General features: G+C 61.7%; 19 protein-coding genes and 1 pseudogene. 8 read left to right on the forward strand and 12 right to left on the reverse strand.

Annotated features, from left to right (window positions below; translation table 11 throughout):
- Positions 1 to 10: 10 nt before the first annotated feature.
- From OZ411_RS14810 to OZ411_RS14825, 4 genes are all read right to left on the reverse strand, one after another.
- Positions 11 to 1,000 (reverse strand): NrtA/SsuA/CpmA family ABC transporter substrate-binding protein, encoded by a 990-nt coding sequence (locus tag OZ411_RS14810; RefSeq protein ID WP_282528556.1) that lies wholly within the window; start codon positions 998 to 1,000, stop codon positions 11 to 13.
- A complete protein-coding gene (atzF, locus tag OZ411_RS14815; RefSeq protein WP_282528557.1) occupies positions 997 to 2,433 on the reverse strand; it encodes an allophanate hydrolase in 1,437 nt (478 codons plus the stop codon). Before atzF ends, OZ411_RS14810 begins: the two co-directional genes overlap by 4 nt.
- Positions 2,430 to 3,869: an amidase gene (locus OZ411_RS14820; RefSeq protein ID WP_282528558.1), complete on the reverse strand. Its 1,440-nt coding sequence runs from the start codon at positions 3,867 to 3,869 to the stop codon at positions 2,430 to 2,432. The genes atzF and OZ411_RS14820 overlap by 4 nt, the downstream gene beginning before the upstream one ends.
- A 224-nt stretch (positions 3,870 to 4,093) precedes the next feature.
- Positions 4,094 to 4,441: a DUF3088 domain-containing protein gene (locus tag OZ411_RS14825; protein ID WP_282528559.1), complete on the reverse strand. Its 348-nt coding sequence runs from the start codon at positions 4,439 to 4,441 to the stop codon at positions 4,094 to 4,096.
- Between the two features lie 96 nt (positions 4,442 to 4,537).
- Between OZ411_RS14825 and OZ411_RS14830 the strand changes: the two genes are divergently transcribed.
- Genes OZ411_RS14830 through OZ411_RS14850 form a run of 5 tightly spaced genes read left to right on the forward strand, consistent with a single transcriptional unit; the run spans position 4,538 to position 10,137 of the window.
- Complete coding sequence (locus tag OZ411_RS14830; RefSeq protein WP_282528560.1) at positions 4,538 to 5,887, forward strand: NrtA/SsuA/CpmA family ABC transporter substrate-binding protein; 1,350 nt, start codon at positions 4,538 to 4,540, stop codon at positions 5,885 to 5,887.
- Positions 5,884 to 6,654, forward strand: a complete 771-nt coding sequence (locus OZ411_RS14835; RefSeq protein WP_282528561.1) for an ABC transporter ATP-binding protein — start codon at positions 5,884 to 5,886, stop codon at positions 6,652 to 6,654. Before OZ411_RS14830 ends, OZ411_RS14835 begins: the two co-directional genes overlap by 4 nt.
- Complete coding sequence (locus tag OZ411_RS14840) at positions 6,651 to 7,517, forward strand: ABC transporter permease (protein ID WP_282528562.1); 867 nt, start codon at positions 6,651 to 6,653, stop codon at positions 7,515 to 7,517. Before OZ411_RS14835 ends, OZ411_RS14840 begins: the two co-directional genes overlap by 4 nt.
- Positions 7,514 to 9,193 (forward strand): amidohydrolase, encoded by a 1,680-nt coding sequence (locus OZ411_RS14845; RefSeq protein WP_282528563.1) that lies wholly within the window; start codon positions 7,514 to 7,516, stop codon positions 9,191 to 9,193. Before OZ411_RS14840 ends, OZ411_RS14845 begins: the two co-directional genes overlap by 4 nt.
- Positions 9,194 to 9,225: 32 nt before the next feature.
- Positions 9,226 to 10,137, forward strand: a complete 912-nt coding sequence (locus OZ411_RS14850) for an EamA family transporter (protein ID WP_282528564.1) — start codon at positions 9,226 to 9,228, stop codon at positions 10,135 to 10,137.
- 79 nt (positions 10,138 to 10,216) lie between these two features.
- Here the strand turns inward: OZ411_RS14850 and OZ411_RS14855 are convergent, their stop codons facing one another.
- The 6 genes and pseudogenes from OZ411_RS14855 to OZ411_RS14880 all read right to left on the reverse strand — a co-directional run bounded on the left by OZ411_RS14855 (position 10,217) and on the right by OZ411_RS14880 (position 14,896).
- Positions 10,217 to 10,603, reverse strand: a complete 387-nt coding sequence (locus OZ411_RS14855; protein ID WP_282528565.1) for a tautomerase family protein — start codon at positions 10,601 to 10,603, stop codon at positions 10,217 to 10,219.
- A 92-nt stretch (positions 10,604 to 10,695) separates the two neighbouring features.
- Positions 10,696 to 11,505: a PhnD/SsuA/transferrin family substrate-binding protein gene (locus OZ411_RS14860; RefSeq protein WP_282528566.1), complete on the reverse strand. Its 810-nt coding sequence runs from the start codon at positions 11,503 to 11,505 to the stop codon at positions 10,696 to 10,698.
- A gap of 90 nt (positions 11,506 to 11,595) precedes the next feature.
- Positions 11,596 to 12,633 (reverse strand): fatty acid desaturase, encoded by a 1,038-nt coding sequence (locus OZ411_RS14865; RefSeq protein WP_282528567.1) that lies wholly within the window; start codon positions 12,631 to 12,633, stop codon positions 11,596 to 11,598.
- 525 nt (positions 12,634 to 13,158) lie between these two features.
- Positions 13,159 to 13,800, reverse strand: a pseudogene (locus tag OZ411_RS14870) (CmcJ/NvfI family oxidoreductase); the annotation flags it as partial.
- Between the two features lie 12 nt (positions 13,801 to 13,812).
- On the reverse strand, positions 13,813 to 13,968 hold the full coding sequence (locus tag OZ411_RS14875; protein WP_282528568.1) for a hypothetical protein: 156 nt from the start codon (positions 13,966 to 13,968) through the stop codon (positions 13,813 to 13,815).
- A 313-nt stretch (positions 13,969 to 14,281) separates the two neighbouring features.
- A complete protein-coding gene (locus OZ411_RS14880) occupies positions 14,282 to 14,896 on the reverse strand; it encodes a TetR/AcrR family transcriptional regulator (RefSeq protein WP_282528569.1) in 615 nt (204 codons plus the stop codon).
- Positions 14,897 to 14,985: 89 nt separating this feature from the next.
- On the opposite strand from OZ411_RS14880, the gene OZ411_RS14885 reads away from it, so the two are divergent.
- From OZ411_RS14885 to OZ411_RS14895, 3 genes are read left to right on the forward strand one after another with little or no spacing between them, the layout of a single operon-like run.
- Positions 14,986 to 16,005, forward strand: a complete 1,020-nt coding sequence (locus OZ411_RS14885; RefSeq protein WP_282528570.1) for an NAD(P)-dependent alcohol dehydrogenase — start codon at positions 14,986 to 14,988, stop codon at positions 16,003 to 16,005.
- Positions 16,002 to 16,859 (forward strand): alpha/beta hydrolase, encoded by an 858-nt coding sequence (locus OZ411_RS14890; protein WP_282528571.1) that lies wholly within the window; start codon positions 16,002 to 16,004, stop codon positions 16,857 to 16,859. Before OZ411_RS14885 ends, OZ411_RS14890 begins: the two co-directional genes overlap by 4 nt.
- Before the next feature lie 3 nt (positions 16,860 to 16,862).
- Positions 16,863 to 17,522: a nitroreductase gene (locus OZ411_RS14895; RefSeq protein WP_282528572.1), complete on the forward strand. Its 660-nt coding sequence runs from the start codon at positions 16,863 to 16,865 to the stop codon at positions 17,520 to 17,522.
- A 33-nt stretch (positions 17,523 to 17,555) separates the two neighbouring features.
- Here OZ411_RS14895 and OZ411_RS14900 read toward each other — a convergent pair whose 3' ends face one another.
- Positions 17,556 to 18,779 carry an acyl-CoA dehydrogenase family protein gene (locus OZ411_RS14900; RefSeq protein WP_282528573.1) on the reverse strand — a complete coding sequence of 408 codons (1,224 nt, stop codon included), beginning with the start codon at positions 18,777 to 18,779 and terminating at the stop codon, positions 17,556 to 17,558.
- Positions 18,780 to 18,885: 106 nt separating this feature from the next.
- Positions 18,886 to 19,224: a hypothetical protein gene (locus tag OZ411_RS14905; protein ID WP_282528574.1), complete on the reverse strand. Its 339-nt coding sequence runs from the start codon at positions 19,222 to 19,224 to the stop codon at positions 18,886 to 18,888.
- Positions 19,225 to 19,490: the final 266 nt, after the last annotated feature.

Raw genomic sequence — 19,490 nt, forward strand, 5'->3', positions numbered from 1 at the left:
ACCGTCTGCCCTATTCCTTGCGCGCCTGGTCGAGCAACGACGTCACCACGACTGTGCTGAAATCGGGAATCTTGGCGTCCGGCCGCACCAGCTTGCTGTCGACGGCCCATTTGGCCTGTTCCTGAAGCAGTGAAACCAGCGCGGGTTTGTCGAGTTCAAGCTTGAAGTTCGCCCGCTTCCAGAAAGACTTTGCAATCGCCGGATCGAGCTTGATCCGTTCGGCCGTCAGCGTCGCCGCGGCCTCCGGATTCTTCCTGATGTTGTCATCGGCCTCGATCAGCGCCTTCAGCGCCTTGACGAGCAGCTCCGGTTTGTTGTCGATGGTCGACTGCAACGTGATGATCGCCGAATAGGTGTTGTACAGTCCCTCCGAGCGGATGATGTGGAACCTGTCCTTGCCTTGCGCGATCGCTTGCGACAGATGCGGCTCGGTCCAGATGAAAGCATCAATCGCCCCGCCCGAAAGACTGCTCGCGAAATCGCCGGGGTTGAGACTGACCGCGGTGATGTCCGACCACGACAGGCCCTGCTGCTGCAACAGCTTGAACAGGTAGTAGTGTGCGTTTGTGCCCTGCGAATAGCCGATGCGGCGTCCCTTGATGTCCTTGGCAGACTTGATGTCCTTGATGGCGACGAGATCGAAGGGCTCGTGCCGGTTCAGCGTGCCGATCACGCGTACCGGCAGTCCGTTGAGGGTGGCGAAGACGACAGGCGTCTCGGCCGCCGTGCCGATCAGCACGCCGCCGCCGACCAGCGCGTCCAGCACCAGCCGGCCGCTTGCGAACGTCGACACTTTTGGAACAAGGCCCTGCTTCTCCCAAGTCTTGTCGTGATCGGCGACGAAGAATTGCCCCCAACCAAGAGCGATCCCTTCGCCGATGGTGATCTCCTGCGCGCGCGACGGCGCCGTCGACAGCACCGTGAGCGCCCCAAGCGCTATGGCTGCCAGCGCTTGCGCGAGCCTTCTTCGTCCGACAAGTGCAGCAGCAATCGATATCACGTTACGATCTCCTCGTGTAAGTCGGCATGATTGGAGTTGGCGGCCGCCCGCAGATGGCGAGCGCCAGTTGGCAAGTCGCTTGCGCCGTGAAAGCGTTCGGCAACGGACGCGGCGCGATGGTCTGCGAATGCCGGCGCGATCACCGTGATCCCCTGCGGCAGGCCATTGGGCAGGAATCCGCTGGGAACTGCGACCGCCGAGAGATCCGCTAGGTTGACGAAATTCGTGTAGGTCCCGAGCCGCGCGTTGAGCGTGATCGGATCCGCCTCGACCTCGTCGATGCGGTAGATCGTGCCAGTGGTGGGAACCACGAGGACGTCGATCTGGTCCCATAGCTTTGCCACCCGCCGTTTCAGAATGTTCAGCCGCTGCTGCGCAGCGAAGACGTCCGCCCCGGAAATGGTCTTGCCACCGGCGAGGATGTCGCGCGTGACCGGAAATAGCGCGGCAGGCTGCTCATCGACGATCCGGCGCAACGCGCCATATCGCTCGGCAAGCCACGGCCCCTTGAACAGGAGATCATTGATCTCCGTGAACGGCGCGTAGTCGATATCGACCTTGCTGCCGCCAAGCTTCTGCAGCCGTTCGACCGCGCTGCCGAATAGCGCCGCGGCGTGGGAGTCGCCAAAGAATTCCAATTGGCTCGGGACGCCAAACCTGAATTCGGCCGGCAACTGGCTGGACGCTTCAAGCGGCTCTGGCCGAGAGAATGGATCATCCTCGTCATAAGCTCGCGCAACCTCAAAGGCCGCCTGCGCGTCCCGAACAGTCAAGGCGAAGATCGAGAGCGTCTCGATCGAGCGGCAGGCTGCGACCGTGCCGACGCCGCTGATCAGCCCGCGCGTCGGCTTCAACCCGACGACATTGTTGAAGGCCGCCGGCACCCTCCCCGATCCGCCGGTATCGGTGGCGAGCGCGAAGCTGACCAGGCCCGCGGCGACAGATACGGCTGCACCCGAGCTCGAGCCTCCCGGGATATAGGCGGCATCGAAGGGATTTCGCGCCACGCCATAGGGCGAACGAACTCCGATCAGGCCGGTCGCGAACTGGTCCATGTTGGTCTTTCCGATCAGGATCGCGCCGGCCGCCAGCAGCCGTTCGACCGCTGGATTGTTCCGCGTGGGCACGTAAGAGAAGGCCGGACAGGCAGACGTCGTCGGAAAGCCGACGGCATCGATGCAGTCCTTGACGCTGAACGGAATCCCCCACAACGGAAGCGCCTCGCGCTCGCGGCTGGACATGGCTTCGAGCTGTCTTGCACGCGCGAGCGCGTCATTACGCCTGACCACACTGATCCAGACGCCGTCGGCGCCGCGGCTTTCGATCTCGTGCAGAATCCGCTCCACCACGACTGACGGCGTAAGCGCGCCGCCCGCGTAGGCGGCCGCCAATTGCGGGAGCTCGAGACGGAGGTCGCTGATGGGTTTCGTCATGCCGAATCTTTCAGCCGCGCGAACGGACGCGCCTGCTCGAACGCCCGAGCGGCGCGCAGCACGGTGGCATCGGCGAATTTCGCGCCGATGATCTGCAGGCCCACTGGCAGCCCCTCCGAAGTGAGCCCCGCGGGCACAGAAGCTGCCGGCTGCTGCGTCAAGTTGAACGGATAGGTGAATGGCGAGCGGATCGGCCGCACGACAAGATCGGTCTCCGAGGCCTCAATCGCGGAGGCTGGATGAGCGGTTGTCGGCGTGAGCAGCAAGTCCCATTGCTGGTGAAAGCGATTGAAATGCCGCCCGAGTTCCTCGCGCCGGTCAACGGCCCTGAGATAGGTGACGGCGTCGATCGGCCGCCCCTTCTCGGCAACTGCCTGCAGGCCCGGCTCGATCAACGCACGGCGATCGGCGTCGAACGAGGCCACCAGCTTTGCCGCGCCCGCGAACCAGAAAGTCTGAAAGAGGTCGATGGGATCCTCAATGCCGGGATCGACCTGCTCCACGATTGCGCCGAGATCCGAGAACGCCTTGGCCGCGTCGGCGACAATCTGCGCAATTCCGGGATCAACCTGCGCATAGCCAAGCGCCGGGCTGAACGCGACGCGGAGTCCTCTGACGCCTTGGTCGAGATCGGTGCGCCAGGAATTCTCCTGCGCCGGCAGCGCGTTCCAGTCGCGCCAATCGGGACGCGCAATGACGTCGAGCAGCAGCGCCGCATCTCGCACCGTGCGCGCCATCGGCGTGACATGGAAAAGCGAGCCGTTCTGTGACGGCGGATAGACGGGAACGCGACCGAAAGTCTGTTTGAAGCCGAATACACCGCTATGGGCCGAAGGCAGCCGGGTCGAGCCGCCTCCGTCGGTCGCGACATGAAGCGGGCCAAAGCCAAAGGCTGCGGCGGCGGCCGACCCGCCGCTGCTGCCGCCCGGTGTATGGGCGAAATTCCAGGGGTTGCGCGTGATCCCTGTCAGCGGGCTGTCGCCCAGCCCCTTCCAGCCGAATTCCGATGTCGTCGTCTTGCCCAGCAGCACCGCACCATGCTCACGCAGCCGCGCGGTTGCAGGCGCGTCCTCGTTCCACTCCTGGGCCGGATCGACGGCGCGGCTGCCACGCAGTGTTGGCCAGCCCTTGGCCAGGATGAGGTCCTTCAGCGCAACCGGCACGCCATCGACGAGACCAAGCGGCTCGCCGCGTTGCCAGCGATCTTCGGATGCCCGCGCCGATGCATTCGCGCCATCGGCGTCGAGCAACGCAAACACATTGACATGCCTGTCGAGTCGCTCGATGCGGTCAAGCACGGCTTGCGTGACCTGGACCGGCGAGAGAGTTCTTGCCCGGTAGTGGTCGACCAGTTCGACCGCTGACAGCGCGGTTATATCATCCAGCCCTTGTTGCTGGGATCCTGGATTGCGCGCGGAAGCAATCTGAGCAGGCATATCGCATCGCCTCGTCTGGAGCTAATTATTCGCCGAACGGATTATCGCTAGGCGGTCGGGCGCGTGCGATTCAGCAATTAATTGCGACGCGACCACCGGTGCAGCCAGAACGCAAGATCCGGCATGCCGACGAACACCACGTCGAAATGAAAATCTACGAAGCCGATGCAGGGCAGCGGAGTTCAACTGAGCTTCGAACCTCAGGAACTTAAGCGGCGGCGGAGTTATTGATGAATATGTGGGAAAGCATACCGTTCAGCGAGATACTGAAGGATGCGCTCGGATGAGTCGATGAACCGCTTGCCGTTGGCGATCTTCGCGTCGGCCGGCACCGGGTGCGTATCATCAAAGACCAGCACTGGGAGTGATTGATGCTGCTCTCCGAGAATGTCGACGATCGCGGTCCGCGGCCGGTCGAACGGCAGCCGCTGCACCTCGATTTGGGTCGCCAACCCGGGGAAAGATCCGAGAAGTCCCTCGATCGCATTGCAGTGCGGGCAGACGAAGAAGCGGCCAGGCCGGGCCGGATCCTCAAATCCAGGCTTGAGCAGGAATAGACGGTCGCCACTCATGACTGTTTGGCCAATGCTGTCTTGCGCCAGACGCTGAATGTAGAAGTGAGCGCTGGCCAGTCAATGAAATGAAAGGAGCTTTCTTTTGGCGCACAAATGACTGTCGTGTCGCTGCAGGTGCGGCAGCTGGAAGGTTCATCGCTTCTCGACTTTATTTCCGTGTCCGACGATTCGATCTTATCTCGAGGCGCATCTCCTGGCGTCACGGCGCTTCGAAACTCCTGGGTTATCGCTGGCTTCAAACAACCGCACACAGGGAAAACCATTCTCGCTCGTCATTGTCGCGTGAAATTTTGCTCTCTCAAACTTCGGATTTCCGCGATTGCCAGCGGCGCGACTTGTCACCAGAGTGCGGCAGGATTTCCGCTTCTTGCTGACAGGTCCTCGATGTTGCGCTCGTCTTCCCGTTTCCCGGCCGCAGACCGTTCTTCGCCATCGCTCGCCCGCCGCCGCTTGCTCGCCAGCCTGGCAGGCGCTGGCGCGACTGCCCTGTTGGGTCATCGCGCAACTGCCCAGCAACCACTGAAGGGTGTCCTTGGCTACGGCAGCGTGGGCTACACTTGGGCGGTGCCTTACATCGCCGAGGCCGCAGGCTACTTCAAGCAGCAGAATATCGAGCTATCGACGTCCTCCTTCGAGTCTGGCCGCGACGCCATGCAGGCACTGCTCTCCAGCTCGGCGGACTTCTCCGCCTCAACGGATACGCCGCTGGTGTTCGCGGCGCTGTCCGGGCTGCGGCCGGTGGCGGTTGCCAACTACAGCCGCTACTCGCGCGACATGAAGATCGCGGTGCGCAGTGACGGCGCGGTCGATCCGAACACGCCGGCCAGCCTGAAAGGACGCCGCATCGCGACCCGGATCGGCACCTCCGGTCAATATCTGGTCGCCAGATATCTCGAGCTGGCCGGCCTCAACGCCAGCGATGTAACCATCGTCGACCTTGCGCCGAACAACATGGCCACCGCCCTGACCCGCGGCGACATCGATGGCTTCTGCTGGAGCAGCCAGACGGTAGCGGTGGCGCAGCGACAGTCCGGCGGCAAGGTCGCGGAGATGACGTTCGACGGCATCGAGCGTTACTTTCAAAGCCATCAATTGCTGCTGACCACCGAATCCGTGATCGAGAAGAAGCCCGAACTGGTTCAAGCGACACTGCGCGCGCTGTTCGCCGCCGAGGAGAGGATCACGACCGACCGCGACTGGCCTCAGTTGATTGCCGAGCGCATCAAGACGCCGGCTGCCGACATCGCGCAGGCGACTTCGACGTTCACCTTCAAGATCGGGTTCGACCAGCGCTTCATCGACGATCTGGTCTCGCAGGCCGAATGGGCGATTACGGCTGGCCTCACCAAGCCACCCAAGGGCGACCTGCGCACGCTGCTGCGGTCGCTGGTGGTTGAAGGGCCGACCAAGGTGTTGCGTCCCGACCGCGTCACCTTGACATGAGCGGCGCCCTGATCGAGGTCGCCGCAGTCTCGCAGATTTTCGCGGCACGCGACGGCTCGCCCACTTTCGCGCTCCGCGACGTCTCGCTCACCGTCGGCAAGGGCGAATTCGTCTGCCTGATCGGTCCCTCCGGCTGCGGCAAGACCACGCTGATGCACCTGATCGCCGGCTTCATCACGCCGACGCGCGGGCGCGTGAGTTTCGCCGGTGCGGCGGTCACAGGACCGGGCCCGGAGCGCGGCGTGGTGTTCCAGGAATATGCCCTGTTCGCGTGGATGACCGCGCGCCAGAACGTGGAGTTCGGCCTGCGCATGCGAGGCTTTCCGCGTAAAGCACGGACCGAGCGTGCGCTGGCGGCGCTGGAGCGGGTGGGCCTCGCCCACGCCGCGAACAAATATCCGCACGAACTTTCCGGTGGCATGCGCCAGCGCGTCGCCGTTGCCCGGGCGCTCGTGGTCGAGCCGGCAGTGCTGTTGATGGACGAGCCCTTTGCCGCGGTCGACGCCATTACCCGGCAGGCGCTGCAGGAGGATCTGTTGCGGCTATGGCGCGACAGCGATCTCTCGGTCATCTTCGTCACCCACAATATCGACGAGGCTGCCTTCCTCGCCGAACGCGTGGTGGTGATGAGCCCGCATCCCGGTGCGATCCGCGCGGACATCGCCATCGACGCACCCTACCCGCGCGACCGTGGCAGCGCCGCCTTCGGCGCGCTCTATCGCGAGATCTCCGCCGACCTTGCCGGAGGCACCCGGAACGCCGCATGAGTCTGGCCTCATCCGACAGAGCATTGTCGCCGCCGCGGGATGAATTGACCCCGAGCTTCGGCGCCGAATTCCGCGCAGCGCATTGGCGCGCCCGCCGGCGCGCTGTCGCGCTGCGGCTCGCATTGAATGCCGCCGGCGTGCTGCTGTTCATCGCCGCCTGGGAGGCGATCCCGCGCTGGTCCACTTGGGTCAACGAAGTGCTGTTTCCGCCGCCGTCCCAGGTGTTCGAGACGTTCTGGCCGATGCTGAAATCCGGCGAGATCGGCCACAATATCGTGGTCAGCCTGCGCCGCGCCGGAACGGGTTTTGGTCTCGCCTTCCTGCTCGGAATCGCGGCGGGCCTGCTCACCTCGCGCATCCGCTTCTTCCAGTACCTGCTGGAACCGCTATTGCACGGCTTCCGCGCGATCCCGACCATCGCCCTGGTGCCGCTCTGCATCCTCTGGTTCGGTATCGGCGAGACGGCGAAGCTCGCGCTCGTCACATGGGGCGCGTTCTTTCCGATCTGGATCACGACCCATATTGGCGTGCGCGATGTCCATGTCATCTATCTGCGCTCCGCCGCCTGCCTTGGTGCGGGACGTTTGGCGACGCTGTTCCTGGTGGTGCTGCCGGCAGCCCTGCCCTTCATCCTCTCGGGTCTGCGCCAGGCGATCGCGGTGTCGCTGATCGTGCTGGTCGCTGCCGAACTGTCAGGCGCTTCGGCCGGCGTGGCCTATATGATGTCGCAAGGTCACCAACTGTTCCGCGTCGATATCATGTTCATCGGCCTCGTGCTGCTCGGCGTCTTCGGTTTTCTCGCCGATCGGGCCTTTGTTGCGCTCGCCGGTTGGCTGTTCCCCTGGTACGACAGCGCGCGATGAGGCCGATAACACACGCCTTCGAGCCGCTGGTGTTGCGCAACGCCAGCATCATCACCTTCGACGAGGCAAGACCGCGCGCCTGCGCCATCGCACTCCGCAACGGCCTCATCGCGGCGGTGGGCAGCGATGCGGACGTAATAACGCCACCGGGCGCTCGCGAAATCGATCTTGGCGGCGCCTGTATCATTCCGGGGTTCAACGACACGCACGCCCATATGGAGCGCGAGGGGCTGAAGCATCAGCGCCCATCGCTTGCGGAAGCGGGTTCGGTTGCGGACATTCTCGACACGATCCGCGGGCTCGCGGCGAAGACGCCGCCAGGCCAATGGATCGTTACCATGCCGGTGGGACGTCCGCCCTTCTATTTCGACGGCGTCGCTTCGCTCGCCGAGAAGCGGCTACCGAACCGTTACGAGCTCGATGCCGTTGCACCCGATCACCCCGTTTACATTCCCGGCGTGTTCGGCAATTGGGGCAAGCCGCCAGGATATTCCGCGCTCAATACGCGCGCGCTCGCGCTCAACGGCATCGATGCCCGGAGTGCGCCACGGCTGGCCGGGATAGAGATCGAGAAGGACGCCCACGGCGAGCCTACAGGCATCATCGTCGAACACAACAACCGCCCCACAGTGGAGTTCGACCTGTTGCCGGCCGTGCCGCGCTTTGGATTCACGGAGCGGCTCGAGGGTGTGCGGCTGTCGCAGCAGCTCTACAATGCGAAGGGTACCACCAGCATCTACGAAGGCCACGGCTCGGCCGCCGAAACCATCTCGGTCTATCGCAGGCTCTGGGAGCTGGGCGAGCTCAGCGTGCGGGTCGGGCTCGTGGTCAGCCCGAGCTGGTCGGACCTCACGGAGGCACGGCGGATCATGCGCGACTGGCTCGCCACCGCGCGTGGCGCCGGACTTGGCGATCCCTGGCTGCGCGTTTCCGGCGTTCATCTTGCGTATGGCGGCGATCCTGCCGTGGCGCAGTGCGCCCGCGCCCATCTACCCGACACCGGCTGGAGCGGCTTTGTCGAGCAGGCCGTGACGCCGGCTGATTTTCGGGAAGCCTGTTTCCTCGCCGCTGAATTCGACCTCCGCCTGCACACCATCGTCGGTGACACGCTGCACGAGATCGTTCCCGTACTGCAGGCCGTTGATGCGCGCTTCCCGCTGCGCCCGCGACGCTGGGTGATCGAGCATATCGGCCGCGCCCGCGAAGCCGACATCGAGGCTCTCGCCCGCCTCGGCGTGCTGGTCACGACGATACCGACCTACTATCTGTGGAAGGGCGGTGAGAAATATCTCGATGAGCCCGGCGGCGGCAGCCTCGTGGTGCCGCATCGCTACCTGCTGAACGCCGGTGTGCCGCTGGCTATCGCCACCGACAACATTCCCTACGATCCCTTCTTTACGCTGTGGGTAAGCTGCGCGCGCGAAGAACGCCGCAGCGGTCGCGTGATCGGCGCCGACCAGCGACTCACGCCGGAGGAGGCGTTGCGCCTCTTCACCGTCAACGGTGCCCGCCTGACTTTCGATGAGCACTGGAAAGGTCCATTGAAGCCGGGATTCGCGGCCGATATTGCGGTGCTCTCGCACGATCCGACAACGCTGCCCGTGGCCCAGCTCAAGACGCTCGAGTGCCGGCTGACTGTGGTCGGCGGACGCATCGTCCATGAAGATCGATTGTAGTTCAGCCGACCTCTTTTGGCGCCCGTCAGGTGATGAGCAACGCGTACATCCATCTGCTGATAGTGTATGTCGTTTGGGGCACGGTCTATCCAGTGATACGTCTATCGCTCACGGGTCCGGACGCCCCCTCGCCGCTGCAACTGCAAGGGGGGCGCCTTTTCCTTGCGGCAGTCATCCTTGCGGCGCTTGCATCGTTGAGTGGCCGTCTTCGACCTGTTCCCTGGCATGACGTCGGACTATGCGTAATATGCGGTCTGTTGTTCTGGGTGTCAGGGAACGGCTTTGCGACCTTCGCCCTTCGTGAGCTGCCCTCCGGCTGCGTTACGATGGCCATGGCAACGATCCCGCTCTGGACGGCTCTGTTCCAGTTCTGCGCAGATCGCCAGCCGATCGGGCGTCCGCAGATCGCGGCTCTGGTGCTCGGTTTTGCGGGGATGGGGATTGTATACGTTCCAGCTTTTTCCGGTGGAGTGGAGTCCCATCTGGACAAGCCGATCGAACTGACGGCGGCTTTTCTTGCGCCTGTCACCTGGGCGATCGGCTCCGTCATTCAGCAACCGTCCCGCCTGAAAATCAATGTCACGGCGGCGGCGAGTATCCAGCTTGCGGCCGGCGGCCTTGCATGTATCGGCTTGGCTTGGCTCGAGGGTACGCCGTTGCCGAAGCAATTGCCGCCTGGTCAGGCGCTGGCGTTCGGATACCTCGTGGTGTTCGTCGGCGTGCTCTGCTTCAGCTCCTATCTCCGTGTCACGAGGATGTTTCCCGCCCATATCGCGGCCACATTCGCCTACGTCAATCCGATCGTGAGCGTGCTGTTGGCCAGCTATCTGCTTGGAGAACGACCTTCGGCGCTGTCGCTTCTCGGAGGTGCGATCGTCATTTCCTCGGTCGTCATTCTGCTGTTGCAGATCACGCCCGCCGACAAATGCATCTCGAACGGTTAAGCGGTCAGCGGTGATACTCCATGCGCAGTTCGGCACTCCACGCTACGATGTTCAAATCTCCGCGCTCCAGCAGGGAAGTCTAAACGTCGACCTTGAAGCCAAGATCAATCTCCGATGCGGGATGACCACCTCTAAGTCCCCAATTCTCGGCTGGCACCTCAATCAAGATGATCTTGATCTCCGTCGCCGGCACCCCGAGCGCGGACAAGTTCGCGACGAGGGCTCCATATAATGCGCGCTTGGTTTCGAGCGATCGCCCTGAAAACAGCGTGACCTCGATGCGTGTGTAGTGCTCCGAGCGACCAGTCGGGACGATCCGGGTGGCCGCGTCGTAAATGTCCAGAACGACGTCGCGGTCGTAATCAGGTATCTTAAGCACGGAGAGGAGCGCCGACTGAACAGCCCCGATAACCCCCTCCTCGCTATTGAGAGCCCATGTGCCCGTCGTGATCCGCGTGCTCGGCATTTTGAAACTCTCCTGAGAAACAGAGGTAGAAGGTCATCGTTGTTTTCTACGGCTGACGACGATATCTGCGAAGCGACAATGAGTGGATGCGGCTATCTTATTTCAGGAAAGCCGAGTTCGGCAGCTTCCCGCTCATATTCGGCCAAACGCTCGTAGCCGGCGGCATCGGGCACCGACAACCCCGTGAGCTCCAGCGTTCCGCGTATGTCGGCGATCTGCGGATCATTCAGGATCTCCTGCAGCGCCTCGGCAAGGGCCACGGCGTCGGATGCCGCAGTCTTCACGGAGGTGACGAAAGGCAGCGAGGGACTGGATACGGTCTCGTCGATGATCCGGTACCGTTCCGCTGCATCGGGCCGAAACTTCTCGAAAAATCCCCAAGTCACGCTGTCGATAGAGCAGATATCGATGCTCCCCCTATCAAGACGCTCGAGGCTCGCCACATGCCCGCCTGTGATGACGACCGAGGAAAAGAAGGGCTTGCCGCCTGCAATCCGCGCCAGTGATAGCCGGGGCAGGTTCATTCCGGAGTTCGACAGCAGGCTATTGCAGCCAAAGACCCGCCCGCGCAAATGTTCCAGGCGTTGGGCCGGATCACCGGCACGGACTATAAAGAAGGCCCGATGGGTGGATCCCACGCATCCAGGGAACGCATAGTGCGGGGTAGCAAGGATAAGCCCTCGATCGCGATAGTGCTTGAACAGCGGATAACCGCAAACCTGGGTAAAGAAAACGTCCGGGCCGATGCCCTCATCGGATACGACGCGATTGCTATCCAACCTGATTTCCGTCGTATCAACGCCCTTGACGCGAAGCCGTCGCTGCAATGCGGCCAGGAAGGCCGAATTGGCCACTTCCATCTCGGGAAGCGCGTACATCGGCAGGCTTGCTGTCCGTGTCATTTCGTCATTCACCCTCGATCTTGACCGATTGGACCCTTCGCAAGAGCTTGCCTCGGACGGCAACTGTCGGACGGCTCGCACGCAGCCGACTCAGGATGCCGGAACCCTTCTCACGCGGCTATCCGGATGAACCGGGATGAAAATCGGCGTCACCAGCCAGCGACGCGCGATCTCGCCGTAACCTCGAAACACGAAGCCGCCATTGTGGGCCTGGATGCGCTCGCGGTGCTGCCGCCATACGCGGGGGACTTTCCACCACGGCAATGTCGGGAAGACATGATGAACGGCGTGAAGGTTGTTCCATAGAAACAGCAGGCCGAACACCCAGTTCGATTCGACCACTGCAGTACGTTCGCTGGGCCGCTCACCCCAGCGGTGCTCGGTGAAACTGCGCATCATGCCCAGCATAAGGCCAGGATAGACGAACTCTGCGAGGTACTGCAAAGCGGACATGTCGAAGACTTCCGCCACAAGCAGCAGAACCAAACCCACTCCAATGAGGTGACGCGCCCATATGCCGACATTCGCGGTGTCACCGCTGATCATCTTACCGACTTCCTTGACGAAGAAGTGCGGGGTGCGCAGGAACGGGCCAATGAACAGGCGGCCCAGGAAGGTCTGGTTGACGATGAGTAGCCATCTCGACAGATCGCCGTAGTCCTCCCAATCTTCCTCCTCGTGATAATACGACTCCGTATCCTGCCGCGGATACGTCAGATGGCTGTTGCGATGGTGTTGCGAATGCAATCGACGGTACAGCTCGAAGGGAAACCAGATGCCGATCGGTGGCCAGACCAGCGCACGACGCAGCCACTTCGGCAATCCCCGCATGCTGTGAATCGCCTCGTGCTGCAGCGAGAAATGCCACTGCACGACGTAACCCGCGAGCGGCGCCGTGATCCACCAGGGTACATAGCGATGCGACGCGAGCAGAAACAACCAGCTCGCATAGCTCACGGCCGCGACAAGCAGCGTCGGCCCGTCGTGCCGCTCGAACCATGATTCAGAATCAGGATCGCCGATGGTGGCGAGCAACAGGCGGCGTGTCGCGCGGTTCGAGCCAACTGGTCCGGCATAGCCGATAGTCCCATGATCATCCGGAACAAAGGTCGAATCGTTCGACGACATACGTCCTCCGCTGTAGGCGTGAAATATAGTGCGCGGGCCCTGCAGCCCTCGCCTCAACCTCATTGCCAATTGATTGCCACGTCGCACGTCCCGGGCAGGACGCAGAATGAAGTCCCTGACCATGAGGCTCGGGTTCGGCCTGGTCAACGAAATGAATTTCTTAATGTCGGAAGCGCCGGAGAAGCACGCTTCACGACTTCAGTCGCTGCTAGTCGTTCCTTCGCACGTACAAATATATGGGTCGCGCAAACGATAAATTGGAAAATGGATTTCTCGCTGTGTTCCGCTCTATGCGCAGATCGGACTCTGCACGAGTGCGACCATTGACGCGGCCGACAACATCGCGCGCACTCAAATGCAAGAGATGAACCATCGCAGCTAAAGAAGGCTAACAAGCCCTTCCCGCCGCATCGGTCGGTAACCGATAAGTGGGCAGTCGCCTTGGCGACGACGGTCCTCTTCAACCCCGCTACACTTGTCCCCTCTCACCAAGGAGGGAGAGTTAAAGCTACGCTGCACCGCGGCTCAGAAAAACACCAGCGTCCGAACCTCGATGCTCTCTCGCGGCGGAGCACCCGGTGCAACCGGGTTCTCGAACGACGTGTGAAACGATAATCGGGCGCGGCCGTCATTGGCGCTGTCATGTATTCGGATCAACAGCGCCTCGTCGGTTTGCATCTCGGAGAAGTAGTACCAACGGTGAGTTGGCTTGTACTCCACTCTCGAGGTCTCGCCACGAACATGCGCATAAACGAGATCGCTGAAGATCAGGTCGTCATCGGTGAAAGTTCGCGCATCGCACAGCGCCAGCGGCGAATCCAGCACAGGACCACGGACCGGCCGCCACACATTGACGATGCCAAACCTGCGCTTCAACAGTTCGTCCGCTTCCGCCCCGAGGTGATCGCGGACCCGGCGCGGTGCCGAGTTTATCGTATGATCGTTATGCACTTGTCGCGATGGTGTAGCCAATCCCGGCAGTCCGGCGTTGCGCAAGTTGTGGTCGAAGATGAAGACGCGGCTGGCGCCGAGCTTGTCGCGCAATAGCTGTTCGACCTCCGCATAGTAAATGCCCTTAATCTCCTCCCGATCGTAAAAACTGTTGACCGCGGTCGGTGCCTTGACGAGCGCGAAGCCGTTGCGGTCGAGAGTGAACTCGGCCTCGCGACCGCGCGCGTCCTAGATCAGGACTTCCCGGTGATCGTCGATGCCGTTCCATTGCGGCACGCCGGGAGGCGGTTCGATGCGATAATAAACAGGCTTTTCCGGACCGCGCTTAAGGTAGTGAAGCGTCGCGGTGAGGTTTCGGGGGCCAATGGCTTCGTCGAGTGCCATGATTGTTGCTACTCCACGGTGGTTGTTACGCTGGCCTCGCAGCTATCGTGCTACGACCGGAATACGCCGCACGCCGGCTCGGAAATCTCGCGACGATCCCGTTCTTCTTTATTTTAACGCCAAGGCGCCAGAACGTCAGCGCGGCTATCTACCAAAAAGTTTCTTTCGACGCATTCGGCTCCCCAAAAGATGCACAGATCAGAGAAAATTTCCCTTCTGTGACAACTCACTTAAATCCAGGTGACTGGTGGAGACCTCGCTAGTGGTCTTCGCGTGCCTGAATCGTGCGGGCGAATACCGAACGCCGTACGTGTTAGATTTTGGTCGCCGCTCCGATTAACAGCGCCTTCATCGCCGTGCCCGTCAGGGCCATCGGAATTGCGTCCTTTGATGCTGCGCGCTCGAGCGCAAGGCCATGCGATAGAGCAAGCAGCGTCGTGGCGAGGTCGGCGGGCGCGAGGCGCCCTTTCTTGCCGAATTTCGCAAACGTCCGCTCAATCAGGCCGGATAGCGTTTGACGATATTCGGCATACGTCCGGACAAAGGCGTCGTCGGCCTTGTTTGCGCGTGATACGCGCAACTGGAACTCGGCCATCAACAAGCACCAATCGGGACTGTCGCCAAGCTCAGTGTACCGTGCGGCCGCTTTTTCAACTAGCTGCTCGAAGCTGTTACTCGTAGTCAGCATCGCTTCAAAATCGCCCAGATCCCTCTCGAGGTGTCGCTTGAGAAGCGCGAGAAAGATTTCGTCCTTGTCGATGAAATTCGAATAGAACGCGCCGCGCGAGAATCCGGCATTTTCGGCAATCTCATCCACCGACGCGCCTTCGAAGCCCAGCCTGGCGAAGCAGGCGGATGCCGAGCGCATCAGCAACTCGCGCGTCCGTGTCTGACTCTCCTCGCGATTCAATCGCTTCGCCTTCCGCATTGGTCCTCCTGTCGCGAGCCGAATCCCAAGGCTTGACAGACTAACAGCTTTGCACTCAGATACATTTATGTATTTGGATGGTGATATGTATGAGATGCTGGGAAGTTCAGTCATTCGACATTGAAGGGCTGGCGCTCGGGGAGCGGCCTGACCCGGTCGCGGGCAAAGGCGAGATATTGGTGGAAATCGATGCCGTCTCGCTGAATTATCGCGACCTTGCGATCGCACGCGGCGTTTACTCGCCCTGGCAGCCGCTCCCCATGATCCCTGCCTCCGATGCTGTCGGCCGGATCGTCGCCGTCGGTCCGGATGTCGAGCGATGGCGCGTCGGCGAGCGGGTAATCGGCTGCTACATGCAGGGCTGGGACCGAGGGCCGAGCGAGCCTTCTGACCGCACCCGCACGCTGGGTTCGCCGCTGGACGGCGTGCTTTGCGAGCGCCGCGTCTTTCCGGCTAATTTCGTGGTCCGCGCGCCCGAGCGATTGACGGACTTCGAATGCGCAACGCTTCCTATCGCCGCGCTCACCGCCTGGTGCGCTCTCTTCGAACTTGCCGGCGCAAAGCCCGGCGAAACGGTCGTCGTGCAGGGCTCCGGCGGGGTGTCGACATTCGCTGCGCAATTCGCTCTCATTTCAGGTCTGCGCGTGCTGGCGGTGTCGCGTTCCGCGGCCAAGGCTGCTGCAATCCGCAATCTCGGTGTGGAGCATGTGATCCTTGCCTCGGATACACCTCAATGGGGCAAGGAAGTCGTGCGCGCGACACACGGACAGGGAGCGGACGTGATCGTGGATGTGGGCGGTGATGCCACGTTCGCCCAATCCGTCGCTGCAAGCGGCCAGAACGGTCGGATCATTGCCGTGGGCTTTCTCGGGGGTCTGTCGACCCAGGTCGAGCTTGGTCCGGTGATTTCCAGGAATCTTACGATCCGCGGCATCACCGTCGGGTCGCGCGCCAGCTTCGAGGCGATGCTCTCCTTCGTCGAAACGGCCACATTCAAGCCGGTGATCGACAGCATTTATCGATTCGAGGCGGTGCCGGAAGCCTATCGCCGGCTCGCCAGCGCCGACCAGCACGGCAAGATCTGTATCAATGTCAGGAGCGCTCGATGACGAGGCTTGCCGAGTGGTGGAGTGGCGGTTCGACGATCGAAGTTGATGGACACGCCATCTTCACGCAGGTGGAAGGGAGTGGTCCGACCGTCGTCTTCCTTCACGGTTTTCCGACCTCCTCCCACGATTGGGCCGGCGTCATCGCTTCTCTACGCGACTGCTACCGCTGCGTGACTTTCGACTATTTGGGCTATGGCGCCTCCGAAAAGCCGACTGATGCGGATTATTCGGCGCTACTTCAAACCGACCGTGCGCTCGCGATTCTTGCATCCCTCGGTGTTACAGAGGCCGATGTCGTCGCGCACGATCTGGGCGGCATCCTGCTTCAGGACATTCTGCACCGTCAGTTCGGGGGCAGGCTGGAACTCGGTCTGAGGCAGGCGATCTTCATGAACTCATCGGTCTATGCTGGGCTTTACCGTCCGAGTCCTGCGCAACTCGCGCTCGCCGACCCAGTCCAAGGGCCGATGATCGCGCAATCGATCTCCCGCACAACGCTCGAAGACGCGATGGCGCCACTGTTTCCGTCTCGCCAGCTTGCGGCCCCAGAACTCGATGACATGTGGGACGCCATTCGGCGCGCAAACGGACAACTGCTCTGGCCGCAGCACCTGGTCTACATGGCCGAACGGTCCAGGCTGTCCCGGCAGTGGGAAGCCACACTGTCGCGGACCAGCATCAAGCTCGGCTTCGTCTACGGCGCCGCCGATCCCATTTCCGGCGGCGCGATTATCGAGCGCGCCAGCGCGGAGCTTCCGAATGCCCGTGTGACCGCACTTGCCGATCTTGGCCATTTTCCGCAGCTCGAGCGGCCCGACGAAGTGGCCGACGCACTCGCCGAACTCCTGGGTTGATCCATGAATGTCGCGGAAGCCGTCGAACAGCGTATTTCGGTCCGATCGTTCAAATCCGATCCCGTCACCAAGCAGCAGGTCGTGAGGCTCCTCGAGAAAGCTGCGCGCACGCCATCGGGCGGCAATCTGCAGCCATGGCGCGTTTACGTGCTGGCCGGCGCCGCGCTTGACGAACTCAAGGGGCGCGCAACTGCAAATCCGCTTGGAGAGCCTCCGGAATATCAAGTCTATCCAGCCTCGCTGTGGGACCCGTATCGGCGCCGGCGCTGGGAATGCGGCGAGGATCTTTACACCACGATCGGCATTCCGCGGGAAGATCGCGCCGGCCGACTGCAGCAACTGGCCCAAAACGGGCAACTATTCGGCGCGCCGGTCGGCCTGTTCTTCTGCCTCGACCGGAGGCTCGGCCCGCCGCAATGGGCCGATCTTGGCATGTTCATCCAGACGGTGATGCTGCTTGCGGTCGAGGATGGTCTGTCGACCTGTGCCCAGGAATACTGGTCGCGTTATCCCCGGACGCTGGCAGACCTACTTGGGCTGCCGGTCGAGGAAATGGTGTTTTGCGGGATGGCCTTGGGATACGCGGACGAGCATCCCATCAACACGCTCAAGACCAGACGGGATCCGGTTTCCGATTGGACCGCGTTGCGCGGCTTCAACTGACGTCACCAGCCGACAACATTGCGCCAGGCTCAGTCAGGGCGTTCCAATCCGGTATTGCCCTGGTGGAGGCGCGCCGTTGACCGCGAAGTCGCCCACAACGCGATCTCGATAGATACGCGGGTTGTGCGTGGCGATCGTCCGGGCATTTCGCCAGTAGCGATCGAGCGTGAGATTTCGAGCGGTGGACGACGCGCCGAGCGCATCGAAAAGAATGGTGGTTGCCTCCAGGATCAGATTGGACACCACCGTGACCGCCTGATCGAGCTCGATCTCCGCGATCGTGATCGCGGCCGTCTTGCGTTCCTCATCGTCCGTGAGATGAGCTTCATACGCGCGCTGCAGTGCCTCGGCGACCTTGAGGACGATAGCTCCCGCGGCATAGGCGTTGCCGCGGACCCTACCGACGACCTGAAGAATCTGCGGGTCCGCAGCCGCACTGCTCGCATTGCCGTGACTGAAAATACGGGTGCGCTCCTTGACGAGCCGACTCACGTCGCCTGCGGCAGCACGGCCAATGCCCGCCAGCGTCGCCAGATGAACAAGCTGATAGAACGGATTGGAATATCTGAACCGTTGGGCGACGGAACTGATATGATCAGGCTCCACCGGCGCGTCAGTGAAAATCGTCGTCCCGCTGGCCGTCAAGGCCTGACCAAAGCCATCCCAATCGTCGAGCACCTCGACGCCCTTGGCGTGCCGGGATACGACCACGCCGACCTGCTCACCGTTCTCGTGCTGCGCGGCGACGTTGATCCAATCGGCAAACAGCGTACCTGTCGTATAGTACTTGCGGCCATTCAGAACAAAGCCGCCATTCTTGCGCGAGACCGTCGTCGAAAAGACTTGCAGCTTGCTGTCGCCGACCTCGGTATTTCCATTGCCAAAGAGCGTCTTCTCGCCGATGCGACCGAGCCATAACGCGCGGCGCTTCGCATCGGATGAATTCAGAACGTCCTCAGTGAAGCCAAAATGGGCGCGCAGTGAGTTTGTAACATTGGAATCCGCCTCAGACAGTTCGATCAGCAGATTGAACAGCTCCGGAAGCGTGGCGCCGGCTCCTCCGAACTCCGTCGGCACACGAACGGTCGTGAATCCCGCTGCGCGCAGGACCTTGATTTCATCGTAAGGCAGCCGATGTTCAACATCCCTCGCGGGTGCTGACGACCGGATCTGCTGCAACAGCGGCCGGAACGGCTCCGCCAGTTCTTCGTAGCGCGCGCTTGGGCCACTGCCCCAGCCGAGGTCTATCTGCGTCATGTTTCATTCTCCCCGGCTCACGCGAAGCTCGATGCTCGAAGGACAATCGACCAGTCTCGGAGCACGTTGAGAGCACCAACGAGCGAGTGCTTTGCTGATACTGAGGTTACGTCATTGCCGTCGATAATCCACTGAAATTATCTACTAAAAATTCTTGATCGATTAGCCTGGCTTGGCGTGAAACTACCGTGGAATGGATTGCGCTTTCTCTACCCGCCGAACTACGGCTAAAACGACCATCAAGGCGATGGCATCGTCTTTCGCGCAGCGAAGAAGCTGCCCGTGCCTGCTCCGGATCGTCAACTAGGCCTTCGATGCGTTCGTTGGCGCTGCCGCCGTCCGCGGCAAGAGAGCGAGATCCTTTGAAGGCGGGCAAAAGACAAGCTGGGTCGGACAGCATTGAATGCTTGGATCGGCGTGTCGCATCATTCATTTCATCCACCATCGACACGACATCGCAAATTATTTTTCAAACTTTGCACGCGGACATCTCGCTGGCCGATTGCGTGTTGCGTTTGCACAGGCCAGCGAATTACATCGCTGTTCAAAGAGAAACCCTGTGATCTCGATGATCGGATGACGCAAGAGCACACATGCGCTCGTCGCTATGCGCTTCAGGCGCTGTGGGATGACTGGCAATTCCATTTCATTTTTCTTCTACCTGGACGAGTTCGTTTCGAGAACACGCGGCTCCTCCGCTTTTGCCGTTCA

The sequence above is a fragment of the Bradyrhizobium sp. Arg237L genome, from assembly GCF_029990105.1.
GTDB lineage: Bacteria > Pseudomonadota > Alphaproteobacteria > Rhizobiales > Xanthobacteraceae > Bradyrhizobium.